Source organism: Caballeronia sp. LZ029 (genome assembly GCF_031451275.1).
Lineage (GTDB): Bacteria > Pseudomonadota > Gammaproteobacteria > Burkholderiales > Burkholderiaceae > Caballeronia > Caballeronia jiangsuensis.
Genome location: NZ_JARUXO010000004.1, coordinates 386,833 through 401,176, shown reverse-complemented (window position 1 = coordinate 401,176; position 14,344 = coordinate 386,833). Strand labels below are relative to the sequence as shown.

The following is a 14,344-nucleotide window of genomic DNA, read 5'->3' as shown; positions in this document are numbered from 1 at the left end:
CGGCTTACATCGATGGACCTCCGCACTTCTTCCGATTCATCCACCGTCGCCCATACGCTCGGCGGCGGCTCGCCGCGCCGCCGCGAAGCGCGTCACTGCGTCGCGTTCGATCTGACCGTTCCGGGCCTCGACTCGTCGCCCGCGCGCGAAGTGCTCGCGTATGCGTTCGGCGCGCTCGCGCAGGCGTACGTCGTCGAGACGAGCCGCCTCCACGACTGCACGACGCTCTATGTCGAGACCGACAGCGAAGACATCAACGACGTCATCGGCACGCTCACCGCGCATTTCCCCAACGCGACGCTCGGCCGCGTGATCCGTGTCACGCGGCACTGAACGCGTCGTCAGGTCACCTGTAGCGGCTCCACGTGCCAGATATCGCGCGCATACTCCGCGATCGTGCGATCCGACGAGAAGATGCCCATGCCCGCGACATTCTCGATCGCGCTCTTCGTCCAGGCGTCCTTGTCGCGGAACTTGAGATCGACTTCGGTCTGCGTCTTGTCGAAGCTGTCGAAGTCGGCGAGCACCATGTAATGATCGCCCCAGTCCACGAGCGTGTGGAAGATATCGTAGAAACGATGTGGCTCTTCCGGCGAGAAATGCCCGAGGCGGATCTGGTCGAGCGCGAGTTTCAGTTCCGCGTTCTCCTCGTAAATCTGCCGCGGCCGATAACCCGCCGCGCGCAAAGACTCGATCTCATCGGTCGTGTTGCCGAAGATGAAGATGTTCTCGCGCCCGACCGCATCGCAGATTTCGATGTTCGCGCCATCGAGCGTGCCGATGGTCAGCGCACCGTTCAACGCGAGCTTCATGTTACCGGTACCCGAAGCCTCGGTGCCGGCCATCGAAATCTGCTCGGACAGATCGGCCGCCGGAATGATGAGTTCGGCCACGCTCACGCCGTAGTTCGGAATGAAGCCGACCTTCAGCCGGTCGCCGATGAGCGGGTCCGCGTTGATTCGCTTCGCGACATCGTTGATGAGCTTGATGATGTTCTTCGCCATCTTGTACGCGGACGCCGCCTTGCCCGCGAACATCACGACGCGCGGCGTCCAGTCCTGCTCCGGATTCTCGCGGATGCGGTTGTAGCGCACGATCACGTACAGGATGTTGAGCAGTTGCCGCTTGTACTCGTGGATGCGCTTCACCTGCAGGTCGAACAACGCTTCCGGATTGATGATCGCGTTGGCGTCGCGTTTGGCGCGTTCCACCAGGCGAAGCTTGCTCGCGAACTTCGCGTCGTGAAAGGCCTTGCAGAACTCGGGATCGTCGCGCCATTCGCGCAGACGGCCGAGCTCAAAGAGATCGGTGCGCCAGCGCGGTCCGAGCCGCTTGTCGATCAGCGCGGACAGCGACGGACTCGCCTGCGCGAGCCAGCGTCGCGGCGTGACGCCGTTCGTCACGTTCGTGAAGCGCTCCGGATACATGCGCGCGAAATCGGAGAAGATGTTCTGCACCATCAGTTGCGAGTGCAGCTTCGATACGCCGTTCACCTTGTGGCTCGCGACGATCGCGAGATGCGCCATGCGCACGCGCCGCTGACCGTATTCGTCGACGAGCGAGATACGGCGGATCAGTTCGACATCGCGCCCGAACTTCTCGGTGACCTGCTTGAGGAACTGCGCGTTGATCTCGAAGATGATCTCCAGATGCCGCGGCAACAGACGCGCGAGCATCTCGACGTCCCACGTTTCGAGCGCCTCGGGCATCAGCGTGTGGTTTGTGTAGGAGAACATCTGCTGGATGAGCTTCCACGCCTTGTCCCACGGCAGATGATGCCTGTCGACGAGAAGACGCATCAGCTCCGGAATCGCGAGCACCGGGTGCGTGTCGTTCAGATGCACCGCGACCTTTTCCGCGAGCCGCCCGAAATGCGTGTGCGTGCGCTGATAGCGGCGAATCAGATCCTGCATCGTCGCGGAGACGAAGAAGTATTCCTGACGCAGACGCAGTTCGCGGCCGGCCTGCGTCGAGTCGTCCGGATACAGCAGCCGCGACACGTGCTCGGACGTGTTCTTCGCCTCCACCGCGCGGCGATAGTCGCCCTGATTGAACGCGGACAGGTCGAACTCGTCGGTCGCGCGCGCGGACCACAGGCGCAGCGTGTTCGTTGCCGTCGTGGCGAAGCCGGGGATGACCGTGTCGTAGGCCATCGCGTTGACGTGCTCGGTGTCGATCCAGTCGGTGCGATCTTCGTGCTGCACGGTGCGGCCGCCGAAGTGCACCGTGTACACGACCTCGGGCCGCGGAAACTCCCACGGATTGCCCGCGCGCAGCCAGTAATCGGGCATCTCGACCTGATTGCCGTCGACGATCGTCTGCCGGAACATCCCGTATTCGTAGCGGATGCCGTAGCCGAAGCCCGGCACGCCGACGGTCGCCATCGAATCGAGGAAGCAGGCCGCGAGTCGCCCGAGGCCGCCATTGCCGAGCGCGGCGTCCGGCTCCAGGTCTTCGAGCGTCGCGAGATCGACGCCGAGGCCGGCCAGCGCGTCGCGCACCTCGTCATAGATGCCGAGCGCGAGCAGCGCATTGCTGAAAGTTCTGCCGATGAGAAACTCCATCGACAGGTAGTAGACGCGCTTCACGTCCTGCTCGTACTGCAGCCGCGTGGTGCGCATCCAGCGTGCGACGAGACGATCGCGCACCGCCAGTTCGGCGGCATGGAGCCAGTCGCGCGGCTGCGCGGTGACTGCATCTTTGCCGACGCCGTACATCAGGCGGTTCGAGATGGAGCGCCTGAGCGCATCGACAGTGCTGTTGAGCTGGTCGAATTCCAGGTCGACGGATGTCATCGGAACCTCCGGTTTTTGCGACATATGCAACGACCGCGAAAGCATGACGGGAGTTCACACCGGTTGCCCCATATTGGCGCGCTGATCCGGTCAAGCGGGTGCGGACGTGCCTGAACGTGCAGGTTACGCCAGTTTTATTTATTTTGGTATGACACGCCGAAACCGCGACGAGGCCCGCGGATTGCTTCCGGCAACCGCACGGGCCCCTCGAGAAGAGGAAATTTGATTCGGAATCCGTATGTTTTCGATGCGATCAGCGGCGCGGCGCGCGGGCGGCGATCAGCAGAAGCGCCGCGAGCGAGACGGCCAGCAGGATCAGCGAGAGCGCCGATGCCGGCAGATAGTAGCCGCGATTGACCTGCCCCACGACAACGATCGGCACCGTCGCGAAACCGGGCGGATAGACGGTCAGCGTCGCGCCCAGCTCGCCGAGCGAAAGCGCGAAGCCGAGCGCGAGGCTCGCGCGGATCGCGGGCACGAGTTGCGGCAATACCACGCGCGCGAGCACCATCCGCGGCGGCGCGCCGAGACTCGCGGCGGCCTCGCGCAGGATCGTGAGCTCGGGACGCAGCGCGGCGGCCGCGCAGCGATAGCAGAACGGCAGCACGAGCGCGAGCTGCACCAGCACGACGATCGCGGCCGATCCGGACAGATCGAGCGGACGCTTGTGATACGCGATCAACACCGCGAGCCCGAGCACGACGCTCGGCACGCCGCTGCCCATCATCGCGACGGCATCGACGAGCGCGCCGAGACCGCGCCGGTCGCGCCCTTCCAGCGCGAGCGCGAGCCACAGACCGAGCGCCGTGCCGATGAACGCGACGCCGAGACCGACTTCGAGGCTCGTGATCACCGCATCGAGATCGCTCGACGAAAGCCGCGCGAACCAGCGCGTGCTGAAGCCATCCGGCAGGATCGTTCCCGACCAGTGCGACGCGACGCTCGACAAGGCGACGACGACCACCGGCAGCACGAACAGCCAGAAGCACAAGAGCGCGACGAAGCCCGTGAACGCGAAGCGCAGGAACGCGCCGGGCGTGAATCGCGACGAAACCGAAAGCTGCATGTCAGCGGACTCCCGCGCGACGATTGACGCGCCTGTATAGCGCATAGAGCGACAGCGACATCAGCAGCATCACGACCGAGCCGGCAGCCGCGGTGGGCAGATCGAGATCGACGGTCGCCGCGCTGTAGATCGCGATCGGCAAGGTGATCAGATGCGCGCTGCCGAGCACGAGCAGAATGCCGAATTCGTTCAGCGTGAGCAGGAAGCAGAGAATCGTTCCCGCGGCGATGCCCGGCCACGCGAGCGGCAACACGACCTTCGTCGCGACCATCCAGCCATCGGCGCCGAGACTTTTCGCTGCTTCGACGAGCCGCATGTCGAGCGTTGCATACGATGCAAGCGTCGGACGGACGACGAACGGCGCATAGAACACGACTTCCGCGAGGATCACGCCGCCGATGCCGAAGAGGAAATCGAGCGGCGTCGCATCGAGCGAAAAGATCCGCTGCAAGCCGATGCTGACGGACCCTTGCGAGCCGTAGAGAAAGATCAGCGTGAACGCGACCAGAAACGACGGAAACGCGACGAACAATTCGAGGAAGCGCGTGAGCAGACGCGCGCCCGCGAACGGCCTGAAGAACAACATCGACGCGATCGCGACGCCGAGCAACGAAGCGATGCTCGCGCTCGCGACGAGAATGCCGAGCGTCGTGCCGATCATGCCGCGCGTTTCCGGGTTGCCGAAGAACGCGGTGTACGCATGCAGCGTGAAGCCATTCGCGCCGGTCACGCTGAGCATCACGAGCCGCGCGAGCGGATAGACGACGAGCGGCCCGAGCACGAACACGAGTATGAAGAGCAGATGCCATTGCCCTTTGCGCTCGCGGCGCTTCGCTTCTTCGGCATGGGCGGCGAATTGCGCGGAAAGATCCGCGTCGCTGATGCCGCCTTCGTTGCGCGCGACGCTGTCAGGAACGAACAAGGACGACATCGTCAGCCTCGAAGCGAAGGGACACGCGCGTGCCTTTCTCGGGCATGCGCGAATGGCCGCGTTGCGTCGTCACGAGCACGGGCTCGTCGGGCGACGCATCGAGCGCGACGGTAATGGACAGCGCCGCGCCATACCATTCGACGGACGCGATGGTGCCGTGCAACGGACCTTCGCCCAGCGGCACGATCGTGAAGCGCTCGGGACGGATGCACGCGAGACGTTCGCGCTCGTCGTGCCGCGCATCGCCGACGGGATACACCACGCGCGGCGGCAACAGATTCGCCGCGCCGAGATAGCGCGCGACGAAGGCATCGTTGGGCGCGTCGTACAACTCGCGCGGCGCGCCGAGTTGCGCGATGCGGCCATCGCGCATCAGGAGCGTGCGATCGGAGAGCACGAGCGCATCGTCCTGATCGTGCGTCACGCAGACGATCGTCAGATTCGGCAGGCGCTCATGCAATGCCTTCAACTCGCTGCGCACCGACGCGCGCAGGTTGGCATCGAGCGCGGAGAGCGGTTCGTCGAGCAGCAGCACATCCGGTTCGATGACGAGCGCACGCGCCAGCGCGACGCGCTGCTGCATGCCGCCGGAAAGCTGCGCGGGCATCACGTGACCGGCATCGGAAAGCTGCACGAGCTTGAGCGCATCGGCGACGCGCCTCGCGACCTCGCCCGCCTTCAGCTTGCGCGCACGCAGCCCGAACGCGACGTTGTCGAATACGGACAGATGCGGAAAGAGCGCATAGCTCTGGAACAGCAGCCCGAGATTGCGCTGATGCGGTAGCACGTGCGTAAGATCGCGGCCCGCTACGGTGAGCGTGCCCGCGAGCGCATCGGCCTTGACGAAGCCCGCGATGAAGCGCAACAGCGTGGTCTTGCCGCAGCCGCTTCGGCCGAGCACGGTGAGAAATTCGCCGCGACCGATGCGAAGCGAGAGATCGTCGAGCACGGTGCGCGTACCGAAGCGCACCGTCAGACGATCGATATGCACGCCCGGCGTCGAGTGGACGCCGGGCGCTTCTTTGGGAAGCGCGCTCACGTTACGACTTCGGCTTGACGACGTCGGTTTGCTTGCCCGTATTGCCGATGACTTCGGTCTTCCAGCGCTCGGTCCAGCCCGCCTTCTTCTGCATGACTTCGTTCCAGTCGACGGGAATGAGCTTCACGCCGGAGATCGCCTGCTTGACGGCTTCGCCGTTCTTGCCGGCGAGCGGCACGTCGGTGCGGCCCGGAATGCCGTAGATATCGGGCACTTTCGACTGCACCTCCGACGACATCAGATAGTCGATCAGCTTCTTGCCCGCCGCCTGATTCGGACCGCTCTTGATGAGGCCGATCGCATAGGGCAACTGGAACGTGGTCGGCGCTTCGCCCGCCTTGTGCGACAGGAAGAGCGGCTTGATCGAGAGACCGCCGTTCGCGGCATCGTCGAGGTCCATTTGCAGATCGCCGTTGGCGAACGCGATCTCGTTACGCGAGAGCAGCACGTCGAGATAGCCCGTGCCCTTCGTATGGAACTTGGCGCTTTGCTCGAGCGACTTGAGGTAATCGAATGCCTTGTCCTCGCCCATCAGTGCCGAGGTCAGGATGATGACGGCCATGCCGTCGCCTGCCGTCGCCGGATTCGAATACGCGATCTTGCCGGAGTAGTTCGGATGCAGCAGATCGGCGAAGGTCTTCGGCGCGGTCTTCGTGACTTCCGGATTGATCGCGAACGAGAAGTAGTTGTTGACGAACGTGGCCCATGCGCCGTCCTGCGCCTTGGCGATGGCGGGCACGTTCTTGTAGTTCACGCTCTGATAGGGTTGCAGGAGGCCGCCCTGCTGCGCCTGCTGGATGAAAGGCGGCAGCGTGACGAGCACGTCGGCCTTGGGCGAATCCTTCTCGACGGTCGCGCGATTCACCACTTCGCCGCTGCCCGCCGTGACGATGTTGACCTTCACGCCTTCCTTCTTTTCGAATGCGGGAAGCACGTCCTTGTAGAGATTCTCGAGGCCGTCGGCGGTGTACAGGACGACAGCGTCGGCGGCGTGGACGGGCATCGCGGCAAGCAGGGTGAAGGCGGCGGCGAACGCCGGCAGCACGGTGCGCGCGAGGCGGAAATCGCGGGTCATTTTTGGGTGTCTCGTGTAGAGGTGATGGATGGGTGGGGTGACCTTCAACCCCCAAGCATTGCAGAGGTCTGTGACATCGATGTGAAGGTTTTTTTGCTGGGCTTTCGGGGAATCCTGATTTCGTGTCGGTCTATTGGCACTGCCCCTGTGCGGGGCGGCAGTCACTTTCTTTGCTGCTGCAAAGAAAGTAACCAAAGAAACAGCTCATTTAGGCCCGCGGTCACACGCACGTTGGCCATGCTTGCCAGCCGCAGGCGGCACTCGCCTAAGTGTCGCCCTCACAGGCCCAGTCGGGCTTGGATCGCGCACGGTCTGCCGCCCGAAACGTTTCAGCGTGCTGGTTCAGCACGAAAGAGCTTCGGCACAGCGCTACGCGCTGCCGTCGGGTACGCGAGGGAAACCGTCGAAGAAGAAGCACGCGCAGACCCGATTGACTCATCGGCCGCGAAGCGGGCCGGAGCTATTTGGTGCTGAACCAGTTTCTTGTGTGATGCGATGAGTCAGACCGTGCGCGGTCCAAGTCTTTGTCTGCTTGCGGGGGCACTCGCTACTGCCGGGCCATTCAGCCAATCGCCTGTGCCGCGGCCGGTGTGAAGTGCTTAGGCTGGGGATAGCTGTTTCTTTGGTTACTTTCTTTGCAGCAGCAAAGAAAGTGACTGCCGCCCCGCATAGGGGCAACGCTAATAGACCACTAAGAAACCGGGATCCGGCGAACCAAACCCGACCATGCCGAAAGCAATGCATTCTTTCCGCAGGTAAAGCAATCCCCGAACACTCATCCGCTAGACTATCCCGCTTCGCAAGAAGCTCCAAACGAGGCATCAAGAATGTACAAAAAAGGCGTGGTAATCGAAATCCAGTTCCCTCCAGGCCGCTTGAACGACGCAGCCGGCGATCCCTACTGGATCGATCTCACGCTCGACGAAGCCAGGCGCTTGCACGCGCAACTATCGCGACGTTTCGAGCGCGACCCACGCGCCAACCAACCGCTCGACACCTTCACCATCGAATAACGGACCCGCACCGACGAGTGCACGGTTAGACAAGACGCCCGCAACCCATCGATCGCATACTGCGGCATCTCGTCTTGCCGCATGCCTCACATGGTTTCGATTCTCGCCGCTCCCGTCTTCGTGTTTCTCTGGTCGACGGGCTTCATCGTCGCACGGGCGATCACGCCTTACGTCGATCCGAATCTGTATCTGCTCGCGCGCTTCGCCGGCACGACGCTCCTGTTTCTCGCGATCGCCACCATCACGCGCGCGCCCTGGCCGAAAGGCCGCGACATCGCCCGGCACCTGTTCGCCGGCGCACTGCTGCAAGGGGTCTATCTCGGCGCGGGCTACTGGGCCGTCGCGCAAGGGCTCGGTGCGGGCATCATGGCGCTGCTCGGCGCGCTGCAGCCGCTTCTGACGGCCGCCGTCGCCGCGCGGCTCTTCGGCGAACGGCTCTCGCCCCGCGCATGGAGCGGGCTCGCGCTCGGCCTCGTCGGTGTCGCGCTCGTGCTCGCGCCGAAAATCGCGGCGAGCGGCGCGCACGTCGAACATGCAGCAGGCGGCCACCCGTCGCAATCGATCGTCGTGATGATCGCGCTGCTGTCCATCGTCGCGATCACCGCGGGCACGCTATATCAGAAGACCTCGCTCGCACGCGCCGATATCCGCAGCGCCAGCGCGTTGCAGAACGCGGGCGCGGCGATCGTCGCGCTCGTGCTCGCGATGGCGCTCGGCGAGCATCGCTTCATTGCGTCGATGACGACGTGGCTCTCACTCGCATGGGGCATCGTGATGCTCTCGGGCGTCGCGACGACACTGCTCGTGTGGATGGTCCGGCGCGGTGACGCATCGCGCGCGACCGCCCTGCTCTTTCTCGCGCCGCCGCTCGCCGCACTCGAAAGCTTTCTCGCGTTCGGCGAGACGCTCAACGCCGTGCAACTCGCGGGCTTCGGCGTCGCGCTCGCGGGCGTGCTGCTCGCGCGCGCGAAATAGCGCTTCGGGCGCGGTTCAATCGACCGTATCCGCGCCCGCCGGAATGTGCGCGCGCACCGCCTTGCCCGGACCCGGCGACCACGCCGGCCGCGTCTTCCGGCCCGTATCGACGACGACGAGATAGTGGCCCGCCCACGGCGTCGTCTTGCGCGTAGCCTTCAGAACCCACATCGACTCGCCTTCGGATGCGCGCGCCTCGTATTGCGCATCGAGAATGCCGTGATGATCGAAGAACGTGTTGAGCGTCGAAGGAATGCGCACACAGCCCTTCGAGTGGCGCATGCCGAGCAGCGGCTCCAGTTTCTCGGGATCGGTCGCGTGCATCTGGAAGCGCATCGGCGACTTGCCGCCACGGCCCCAGCCGCGTTCGCCGTCGGCCCAGCCGAAATCGTAGATGCGCATGTCGCGCGCGCCGTAGCCGCGGATCTTGAACTCGTTCAGCGTGCCCTCGGCGCGAAAGTCCATGTTGCCCGGCACGTGCTGAAACACGCCCAGCGGCGTGACGAAGTGATCGTAGGTGCCGGGCCGGCCCGTCGATACCGGCGACGCGCCGATCATCGACCATGCATCGCCCGCCTTGCCGCGGAAGTAGACGAAGATCGCCTGCACGTTCGCACTGCGATCGACTAGCACGACGAACTCGTTGGCGAGATCGCCGTGGCCGTCTTCGTCAAGCGTATGTTGCAGCAGACGGCCGTAGGCCTGCTGATCCGCGACGGGCACGGTGAGCCGCCGATCGACCTGCTGCGCGAAGTCCTGCCGCATCGCATAGGCGCCCGCTGGCGGCATGTCGGTGCGCTGCGCGAGATTGGGTTCGGGCGGCTCCGCGGGCAAGGGTACTTCAGGCGCCTGCGCTTCGGATGCCGCGCTCGCGGCGCTGGCCGCCGACGCCTCGGCCGCCGCCGACGCTTCCGGCGACGCTTGCGCGGGCATCGGCACGGGCATCGCCGGAAGCGCGCGCTCGGGCGCGCTCGCGACGTGCGGGATGCTGGCGCCTTGGGGCATCGGCGGTGTGGGCGCGACGGGCATCGCCGTTACGCGTCCCTGCGCGATCGTCCCCGATGCGCCCAATGCCGCCTGAGCCTGCGCATGAACCGCTGTCGCCATCGAAACGAGCGCGCCCGCTACCGCGCCCACGAAAATCCTTGCGCCGAACGGCGTCTTGTTCTTTCCTGCCTGCTGCATCGATATGAATGATCCGCTTTGCGTTCTGACAACGAGCGGCTCGTGCGCGAGACTGCGCGCATCGACAAAAAAGCCGGTGCGCACGAGCACCGGCTTCGCCGCTACATGACGTTCGTCAGAGGAGCTTCAGCAAAGTTCATTCCGGCCGCGTGCGCGCAATCAGCGCGCACCGCGCACCCGAATCAATGCAGACGGATGGACGCGTCGCCGGAAGGCGATGCCCGGGCGCGCAAGGGTTCGTCGAGAAAACGCTGGTGACACAGCTTTTGCGCGATCGCCTCGCCGATGTAGGGCACATCGGTGGCTAGCCTCGCGACCGCGTAGGCTTGAGCGGTGCCTGCGCCGTGGACTTCGATATCGCTCGCATAACCGCCGAGCTCGTGCTCCAGAAAGCGCCGCACTTCGCGGGCGGCGCAGCGTTGCGGAAGGTCCCAGACGATCAGGTTCATCGGCGTCACCTTCTTGCGCGCACCCGCACGGGCTGCGGGCGCTGCTTCAGGATCACGCGCACCGCAAGCGTGCCGACGACGAAAAGGGACACATACGCGAACATCATGGCAGCTCCACGGCGAATTTCGAGATAGCTCCATACTAATCCCGTAAGCCAGTCGCGTGCTGCGACATTCCGCCTTTTTCAATAGATGTTCTAAATCGGACGGATGGCTGGAATCAATTGCCGGAATCGATGGTCAGAAGCCGCTGCACGTCATGCTGGAAAGATTCGGATAGCGATTGGGCCAGTCGCCCACCATCGCGGTCTGCGCGTCTTTCAGCGTGATGTCCCCGGTGCAGACGCAGCGCTTCAGATAGACGGCGAGCCGTTCCTTTCGCCGCTGACCCGCGCGCCCTTCCCAGCGGCGCAGGTCGAGATTCGCGGGCGAATTCGGCGAGCCGCCGAGCAGCACCGGCATACGGTGATCGAGCGCATATTCCGACGCGAACGACGCATCGATGCTGCGCTGCTTAAGGAGCCGCTCCTTCTGCCGCATCTGAAGCTCGAACGACGGCAGCACGCGGTCAACATAACCGGGCACGCAGATCGTATCCACGATGGTCGCCTGTGTGACGCGCGTATCGAGCCAGTCGGCGCGCTGGGCGCGCGGCGTGCCGGGCATCAGCGCGAGCATCGCGCAGCACCACGCCAGTGCCACGCGCGCGCGCCGGCTCGTGCGGCCCGCGCCTGGCTTCGTTTTCTCGGTGAACCGGGTATCCCTTCGACTCATGCCTCTGTGCGCCATCCATCGCGGCCACGGATCGCCGCGCATTTTTTTGAGATGATCGGAGGTTCAATTAAAACACACGAAACGCGCGGTGCACGCGAAGAGTTGATCGCGGCCCCGAAACGCGCAACATGTCGATGAGCCGGATGTGGGAAAAACACAGGGAAGCGCACCTGCGACGGCATGGTGGCCCATGCCGTCGCAGGCGGCGAAACGCGACTAGCGCGCGTATCAGGCCGGAACCGACTCCGCCTTCTGGGCGCGCGACCATACGCGATGCTTGCTCATTGCTTCGATGAAGCTCTTCAGCACCTGCTTTGCATCGCTCCCGACCGCCACGCCTTCCTCGCCGTTCGGCAAATGCGCGGCCGCGAGCAAGTCCTCTCCGTCGCCGATCGCGCCGATCGCCTTCAGATGCTTGAACGCTTCCAGCACGAAATGACGCGCGTCGCCGGACTGCGAGAGCGTCTTCGCGCTGTCCTTGCCGCCCGCGACGATCACGCCGTCGAACATGATCGACGGCATGCCGAGAATGGTCGCGTCGGCCTCGATGCCTTGTGCCGGCGAGCCGAGCGTCGGCGAGATGACCTTCGCGTGCGCGCCTTCCGCCTTGAGCGCGTCCTGCACGGCCTTGATGCTCGCGGCGTCGGCGCCCGGCGCGGCGAGAATCGCGACCTTGCGCGTTTTGACGGATGGCTTCGCCTTAGCGACGATCGACAGCGCAGGCGACTCCGTCACCGACGACTTGCCGAGTTCGTCGGCGTCGGCGCTTTTCTTGGGCGCGGGCAGGCCGAGATTGGCGGCGACGCGCGCGGTGAGCGTCTCGTCGATATTCGCCAGGATGCCGAGTTGGCGCTCGCGGATGGGCTTGCGCTCGACCTTCGAGAGTTCGAACGAATAAGCGCCGACGATGTGATCCTTCTCGGGATCGGTCATGCTGTTCCAGAAGAGCGTCGCCTGCGAGTAGTGATCCTTGAACGACGGGCTGCGCACGCGGATCTTCGACCCTTCGACGCGCTCCGTGTAACTCTCGAAGCCGCCGCCCGCCGCGGCCGGCGCGGTTTCCTTCGGCCATCCGCCGTCGATCGAATTCGGCTCGTAGGATGCCTGTCCCTTGTCGATCGTCTGGCGATGCATCGCGTCGCGTTGACCGTTATGCAGCGGCGCGAGCGGCCGGTTGATCGGAATCTCGTGGAAATTCGGACCGCCGAGCCGGCTGATCTGCGTATCGGTGTAGGAGAAGAGACGGCCTTGCAGCAGCGGATCGTTCGTGAAGTCGATGCCCGGCACGATATGTCCCGGACAAAACGCGACCTGCTCGGTCTCGGCGAAAAAGTTATCCGGATTGCGATTCAGCGTGAGCTTGCCGATCATCTTCAGCGGCACGAGCTCCTCGGGAATGATCTTGGTGGGATCGAGCAGATCGAAGTCGAACTTGTGCTCGTCCGCTTCCTCGACGATCTGCACGCCGAGCTCCCACTCGGGATAGTCGCCGTTGTCGATCGCTTCCCACAGATCCCGGCGATGGAAGTCCGCGTCCTTGCCTGCGAGCTTCTGCGCTTCGTCCCACAGCAGCGACGCCGAGCCGATCGTCGGGCGCCAGTGGAACTTCACGAACCTGCCTTTTCCCTGGGCGTCGATGAAGCGGAAGGTATGGATGCCGAAGCCTTCCATCGTGCGCAGACTGCGGGGGATCGCGCGATCGGACATCGTCCAGAGGACCATGTGCGCGGATTCGGGCACGAGCGAGACGAAATCCCAGAAGGTGTCGTGCGCGGACCCGCCTTGCGGCATTTCGTTATGCGGCTCCGGTTTGACGGCGTGGACGAAATCGGGAAACTTGATCGCGTCCTGGATGAAGAACACCGGCATGTTATTGCCGACGAGATCGAAGTTGCCTTCTTCCGTGTAGAACTTGACGGCGAAGCCGCGCACGTCGCGCACGGTATCGGCGGAGCCGCGCGAGCCTTGCACGGTCGAAAAGCGCACATAGACGGGCGTTTCCTTCGACGGGTCTTGCAGAAACGCGGCTTTGGTGAGTCCGGCCTGCGATTCGTACACCTTGAAGACGCCGTGCGCCGCCGATCCGCGGGCATGGACGATACGTTCGGGAATGCGCTCGTGGTCGAAGTGCGTGATTTTTTCACGCATGATGAAGTCTTCGAGCAGCGAAGGGCCGCGCTCGCCGACGCGCAAGGTATTCTGGTTATCGGCGACCTTGACGCCCTGGTTCGTCGTCAGGGCCTGATTCGTGGCGTCGCTGCGGAAGGTTTCTAGGGCTTCGACTTTGCTGTTGGTGTTGCTTTGCGACGGCGTGCGCGCGACGCCGCTCGCGGGCGCCTGTTTCTTTGTTGCCATTGTGGGGACTCCTCCGGGGGTTTTGGGTGAGGTTTTGCTCTCACTTCGAGCGCAAGTGGTGTTCCTAGTCGGTTTTGTCGCTCGGTCCCGTGGTCGCGTCGGTCTATTAGCACTGCCCCTGTGCGGGGCGGCAGTCACTTTCTTTGCTGCTGCAAAGAAAGTAACCAAAGAAACAGCTCGTTTAAGCCCGCGGTCACACGCAGTTTGGCCATGCTTGCCAGCCCGCGGTGGCACTCGCCTAAGTGTCGCCCTCACAGGCCCAATCGGGCTTGGCTCGCGCACGGTCTGCCGCCCGAGACGATTCAGCGCGCTGGTTCAGCACGAAAGAGCTTCGGCACAGCGCTACGCGCTGCCGTTGGGTCTGCGAGGGAAACCATCGAAGAAGGAGCGCGCGCGCCCGATTGACCCATCGGCCGCGAAGCGGGCCGGAGCCATTTCGTGCTGAACCAGTCAGTGAAGGGGTGCGATGTGTCAGACCGTGCGCGAGCCAAGCCCGGTCAGTCCTTTGGGGGCGACACTTAGGCGAGGGCCACCGGCGGCTGGCAAGCATGGCCAAACTGCGTGTGACCGCGGGCGGTGAGAAGCTGCTTTCTTTGGTTACTTTCTTTGCAGCAGTGTATGGACCGGAGACATGGGTAACAGGTGTGTCAGGACATGGGTAACACATTTAGCTCCTTTCGCCGCGTT

The 14,344-nt window shown here is 64.1% G+C and carries 12 protein-coding genes; 3 read left to right on the top strand and 9 right to left on the bottom strand.

Going from position 1 to position 14,344, the window contains the following annotated elements:
- The first annotated feature begins 12 nt into the window (after nt 1-12).
- Nucleotides 13-333, top strand: a complete 321-nt coding sequence (locus QCE73_RS27785) for a hypothetical protein (protein ID WP_309884477.1) — start codon at nt 13-15, stop codon at nt 331-333.
- An 8-nt stretch (nt 334-341) separates the two neighbouring features.
- On the opposite strand, the gene QCE73_RS27780 is transcribed toward QCE73_RS27785, so the two are convergent.
- The 5 genes from QCE73_RS27780 to phnS all read right to left on the bottom strand — a co-directional run bounded on the left by QCE73_RS27780 (nt 342) and on the right by phnS (nt 6,906).
- Nucleotides 342-2,795 (bottom strand): glycogen/starch/alpha-glucan phosphorylase, encoded by a 2,454-nt coding sequence (locus QCE73_RS27780; protein WP_035501602.1) that lies wholly within the window; start codon nt 2,793-2,795, stop codon nt 342-344.
- 253 nt (nt 2,796-3,048) lie between these two features.
- Nucleotides 3,049-3,861, bottom strand: a complete 813-nt coding sequence (gene phnV, locus QCE73_RS27775) for a 2-aminoethylphosphonate ABC transport system, membrane component PhnV (RefSeq protein WP_309884476.1) — start codon at nt 3,859-3,861, stop codon at nt 3,049-3,051.
- 1 nt (nt 3,862) lies between these two features.
- On the bottom strand, nt 3,863-4,792 hold the full coding sequence (gene phnU, locus QCE73_RS27770; protein WP_238217354.1) for a 2-aminoethylphosphonate ABC transporter permease subunit: 930 nt from the start codon (nt 4,790-4,792) through the stop codon (nt 3,863-3,865).
- Nucleotides 4,770-5,831 carry a 2-aminoethylphosphonate ABC transport system ATP-binding subunit PhnT gene (phnT, locus tag QCE73_RS27765; RefSeq protein ID WP_309884475.1) on the bottom strand — a complete coding sequence of 354 codons (1,062 nt, stop codon included), beginning with the start codon at nt 5,829-5,831 and terminating at the stop codon, nt 4,770-4,772. Before phnT ends, phnU begins: the two co-directional genes overlap by 23 nt.
- Before the next feature lies 1 nt (nt 5,832).
- Nucleotides 5,833-6,906: a 2-aminoethylphosphonate ABC transporter substrate-binding protein gene (gene phnS, locus QCE73_RS27760; protein WP_035501408.1), complete on the bottom strand. Its 1,074-nt coding sequence runs from the start codon at nt 6,904-6,906 to the stop codon at nt 5,833-5,835.
- A gap of 827 nt (nt 6,907-7,733) precedes the next feature.
- Here phnS and QCE73_RS27755 point away from each other — a divergent pair.
- Nucleotides 7,734-7,919 (top strand): hypothetical protein, encoded by a 186-nt coding sequence (locus tag QCE73_RS27755; protein WP_309884474.1) that lies wholly within the window; start codon nt 7,734-7,736, stop codon nt 7,917-7,919.
- A gap of 90 nt (nt 7,920-8,009) precedes the next feature.
- Entirely contained in the window at nt 8,010-8,894 is an 885-nt protein-coding gene (locus QCE73_RS27750; protein WP_309884473.1) for a DMT family transporter, read from the top strand.
- A gap of 15 nt (nt 8,895-8,909) precedes the next feature.
- Here QCE73_RS27750 and QCE73_RS27745 read toward each other — a convergent pair whose 3' ends face one another.
- The 4 genes from QCE73_RS27745 to katE form a co-directional block, all read right to left on the bottom strand.
- Nucleotides 8,910-10,079 carry a hypothetical protein gene (locus QCE73_RS27745; RefSeq protein WP_309885269.1) on the bottom strand — a complete coding sequence of 390 codons (1,170 nt, stop codon included), beginning with the start codon at nt 10,077-10,079 and terminating at the stop codon, nt 8,910-8,912.
- A 182-nt stretch (nt 10,080-10,261) separates the two neighbouring features.
- Nucleotides 10,262-10,528, bottom strand: coding sequence for an RNA-binding protein (locus QCE73_RS27740; RefSeq protein WP_309884472.1), 267 nt, complete (start codon nt 10,526-10,528; stop codon nt 10,262-10,264).
- Nucleotides 10,529-10,768: 240 nt separating this feature from the next.
- Nucleotides 10,769-11,302, bottom strand: coding sequence for a hypothetical protein (locus tag QCE73_RS27735; protein ID WP_051626833.1), 534 nt, complete (start codon nt 11,300-11,302; stop codon nt 10,769-10,771).
- A 228-nt stretch (nt 11,303-11,530) separates the two neighbouring features.
- Nucleotides 11,531-13,657 carry a catalase HPII gene (gene katE / locus QCE73_RS27730; RefSeq protein ID WP_309884471.1) on the bottom strand — a complete coding sequence of 709 codons (2,127 nt, stop codon included), beginning with the start codon at nt 13,655-13,657 and terminating at the stop codon, nt 11,531-11,533.
- Nucleotides 13,658-14,344: the final 687 nt, after the last annotated feature.

Coding starts and splice junctions, on each gene's coding strand:
- QCE73_RS27785 (WP_309884477.1), top strand. CDS start 13: ATGGACCTCCGCACTTCTTCCGATTCATCCACCGTCGCCCATACGCTC.
- QCE73_RS27780 (WP_035501602.1), bottom strand. CDS start 2,795: ATGACATCCGTCGACCTGGAATTCGACCAGCTCAACAGCACTGTCGAT.
- phnV (WP_309884476.1), bottom strand. CDS start 3,861: ATGCAGCTTTCGGTTTCGTCGCGATTCACGCCCGGCGCGTTCCTGCGC.
- phnU (WP_238217354.1), bottom strand. CDS start 4,792: ATGTCGTCCTTGTTCGTTCCTGACAGCGTCGCGCGCAACGAAGGCGGC.
- phnS (WP_035501408.1), bottom strand. CDS start 6,906: ATGACCCGCGATTTCCGCCTCGCGCGCACCGTGCTGCCGGCGTTCGCC.
- QCE73_RS27755 (WP_309884474.1), top strand. CDS start 7,734: ATGTACAAAAAAGGCGTGGTAATCGAAATCCAGTTCCCTCCAGGCCGC.
- QCE73_RS27750 (WP_309884473.1), top strand. CDS start 8,010: ATGGTTTCGATTCTCGCCGCTCCCGTCTTCGTGTTTCTCTGGTCGACG.
- QCE73_RS27745 (WP_309885269.1), bottom strand. CDS start 10,079: ATGCAGCAGGCAGGAAAGAACAAGACGCCGTTCGGCGCAAGGATTTTC.
- QCE73_RS27740 (WP_309884472.1), bottom strand. CDS start 10,528: ATGAACCTGATCGTCTGGGACCTTCCGCAACGCTGCGCCGCCCGCGAA.
- QCE73_RS27735 (WP_051626833.1), bottom strand. CDS start 11,302: ATGAGTCGAAGGGATACCCGGTTCACCGAGAAAACGAAGCCAGGCGCG.
- katE (WP_309884471.1), bottom strand. CDS start 13,657: ATGGCAACAAAGAAACAGGCGCCCGCGAGCGGCGTCGCGCGCACGCCG.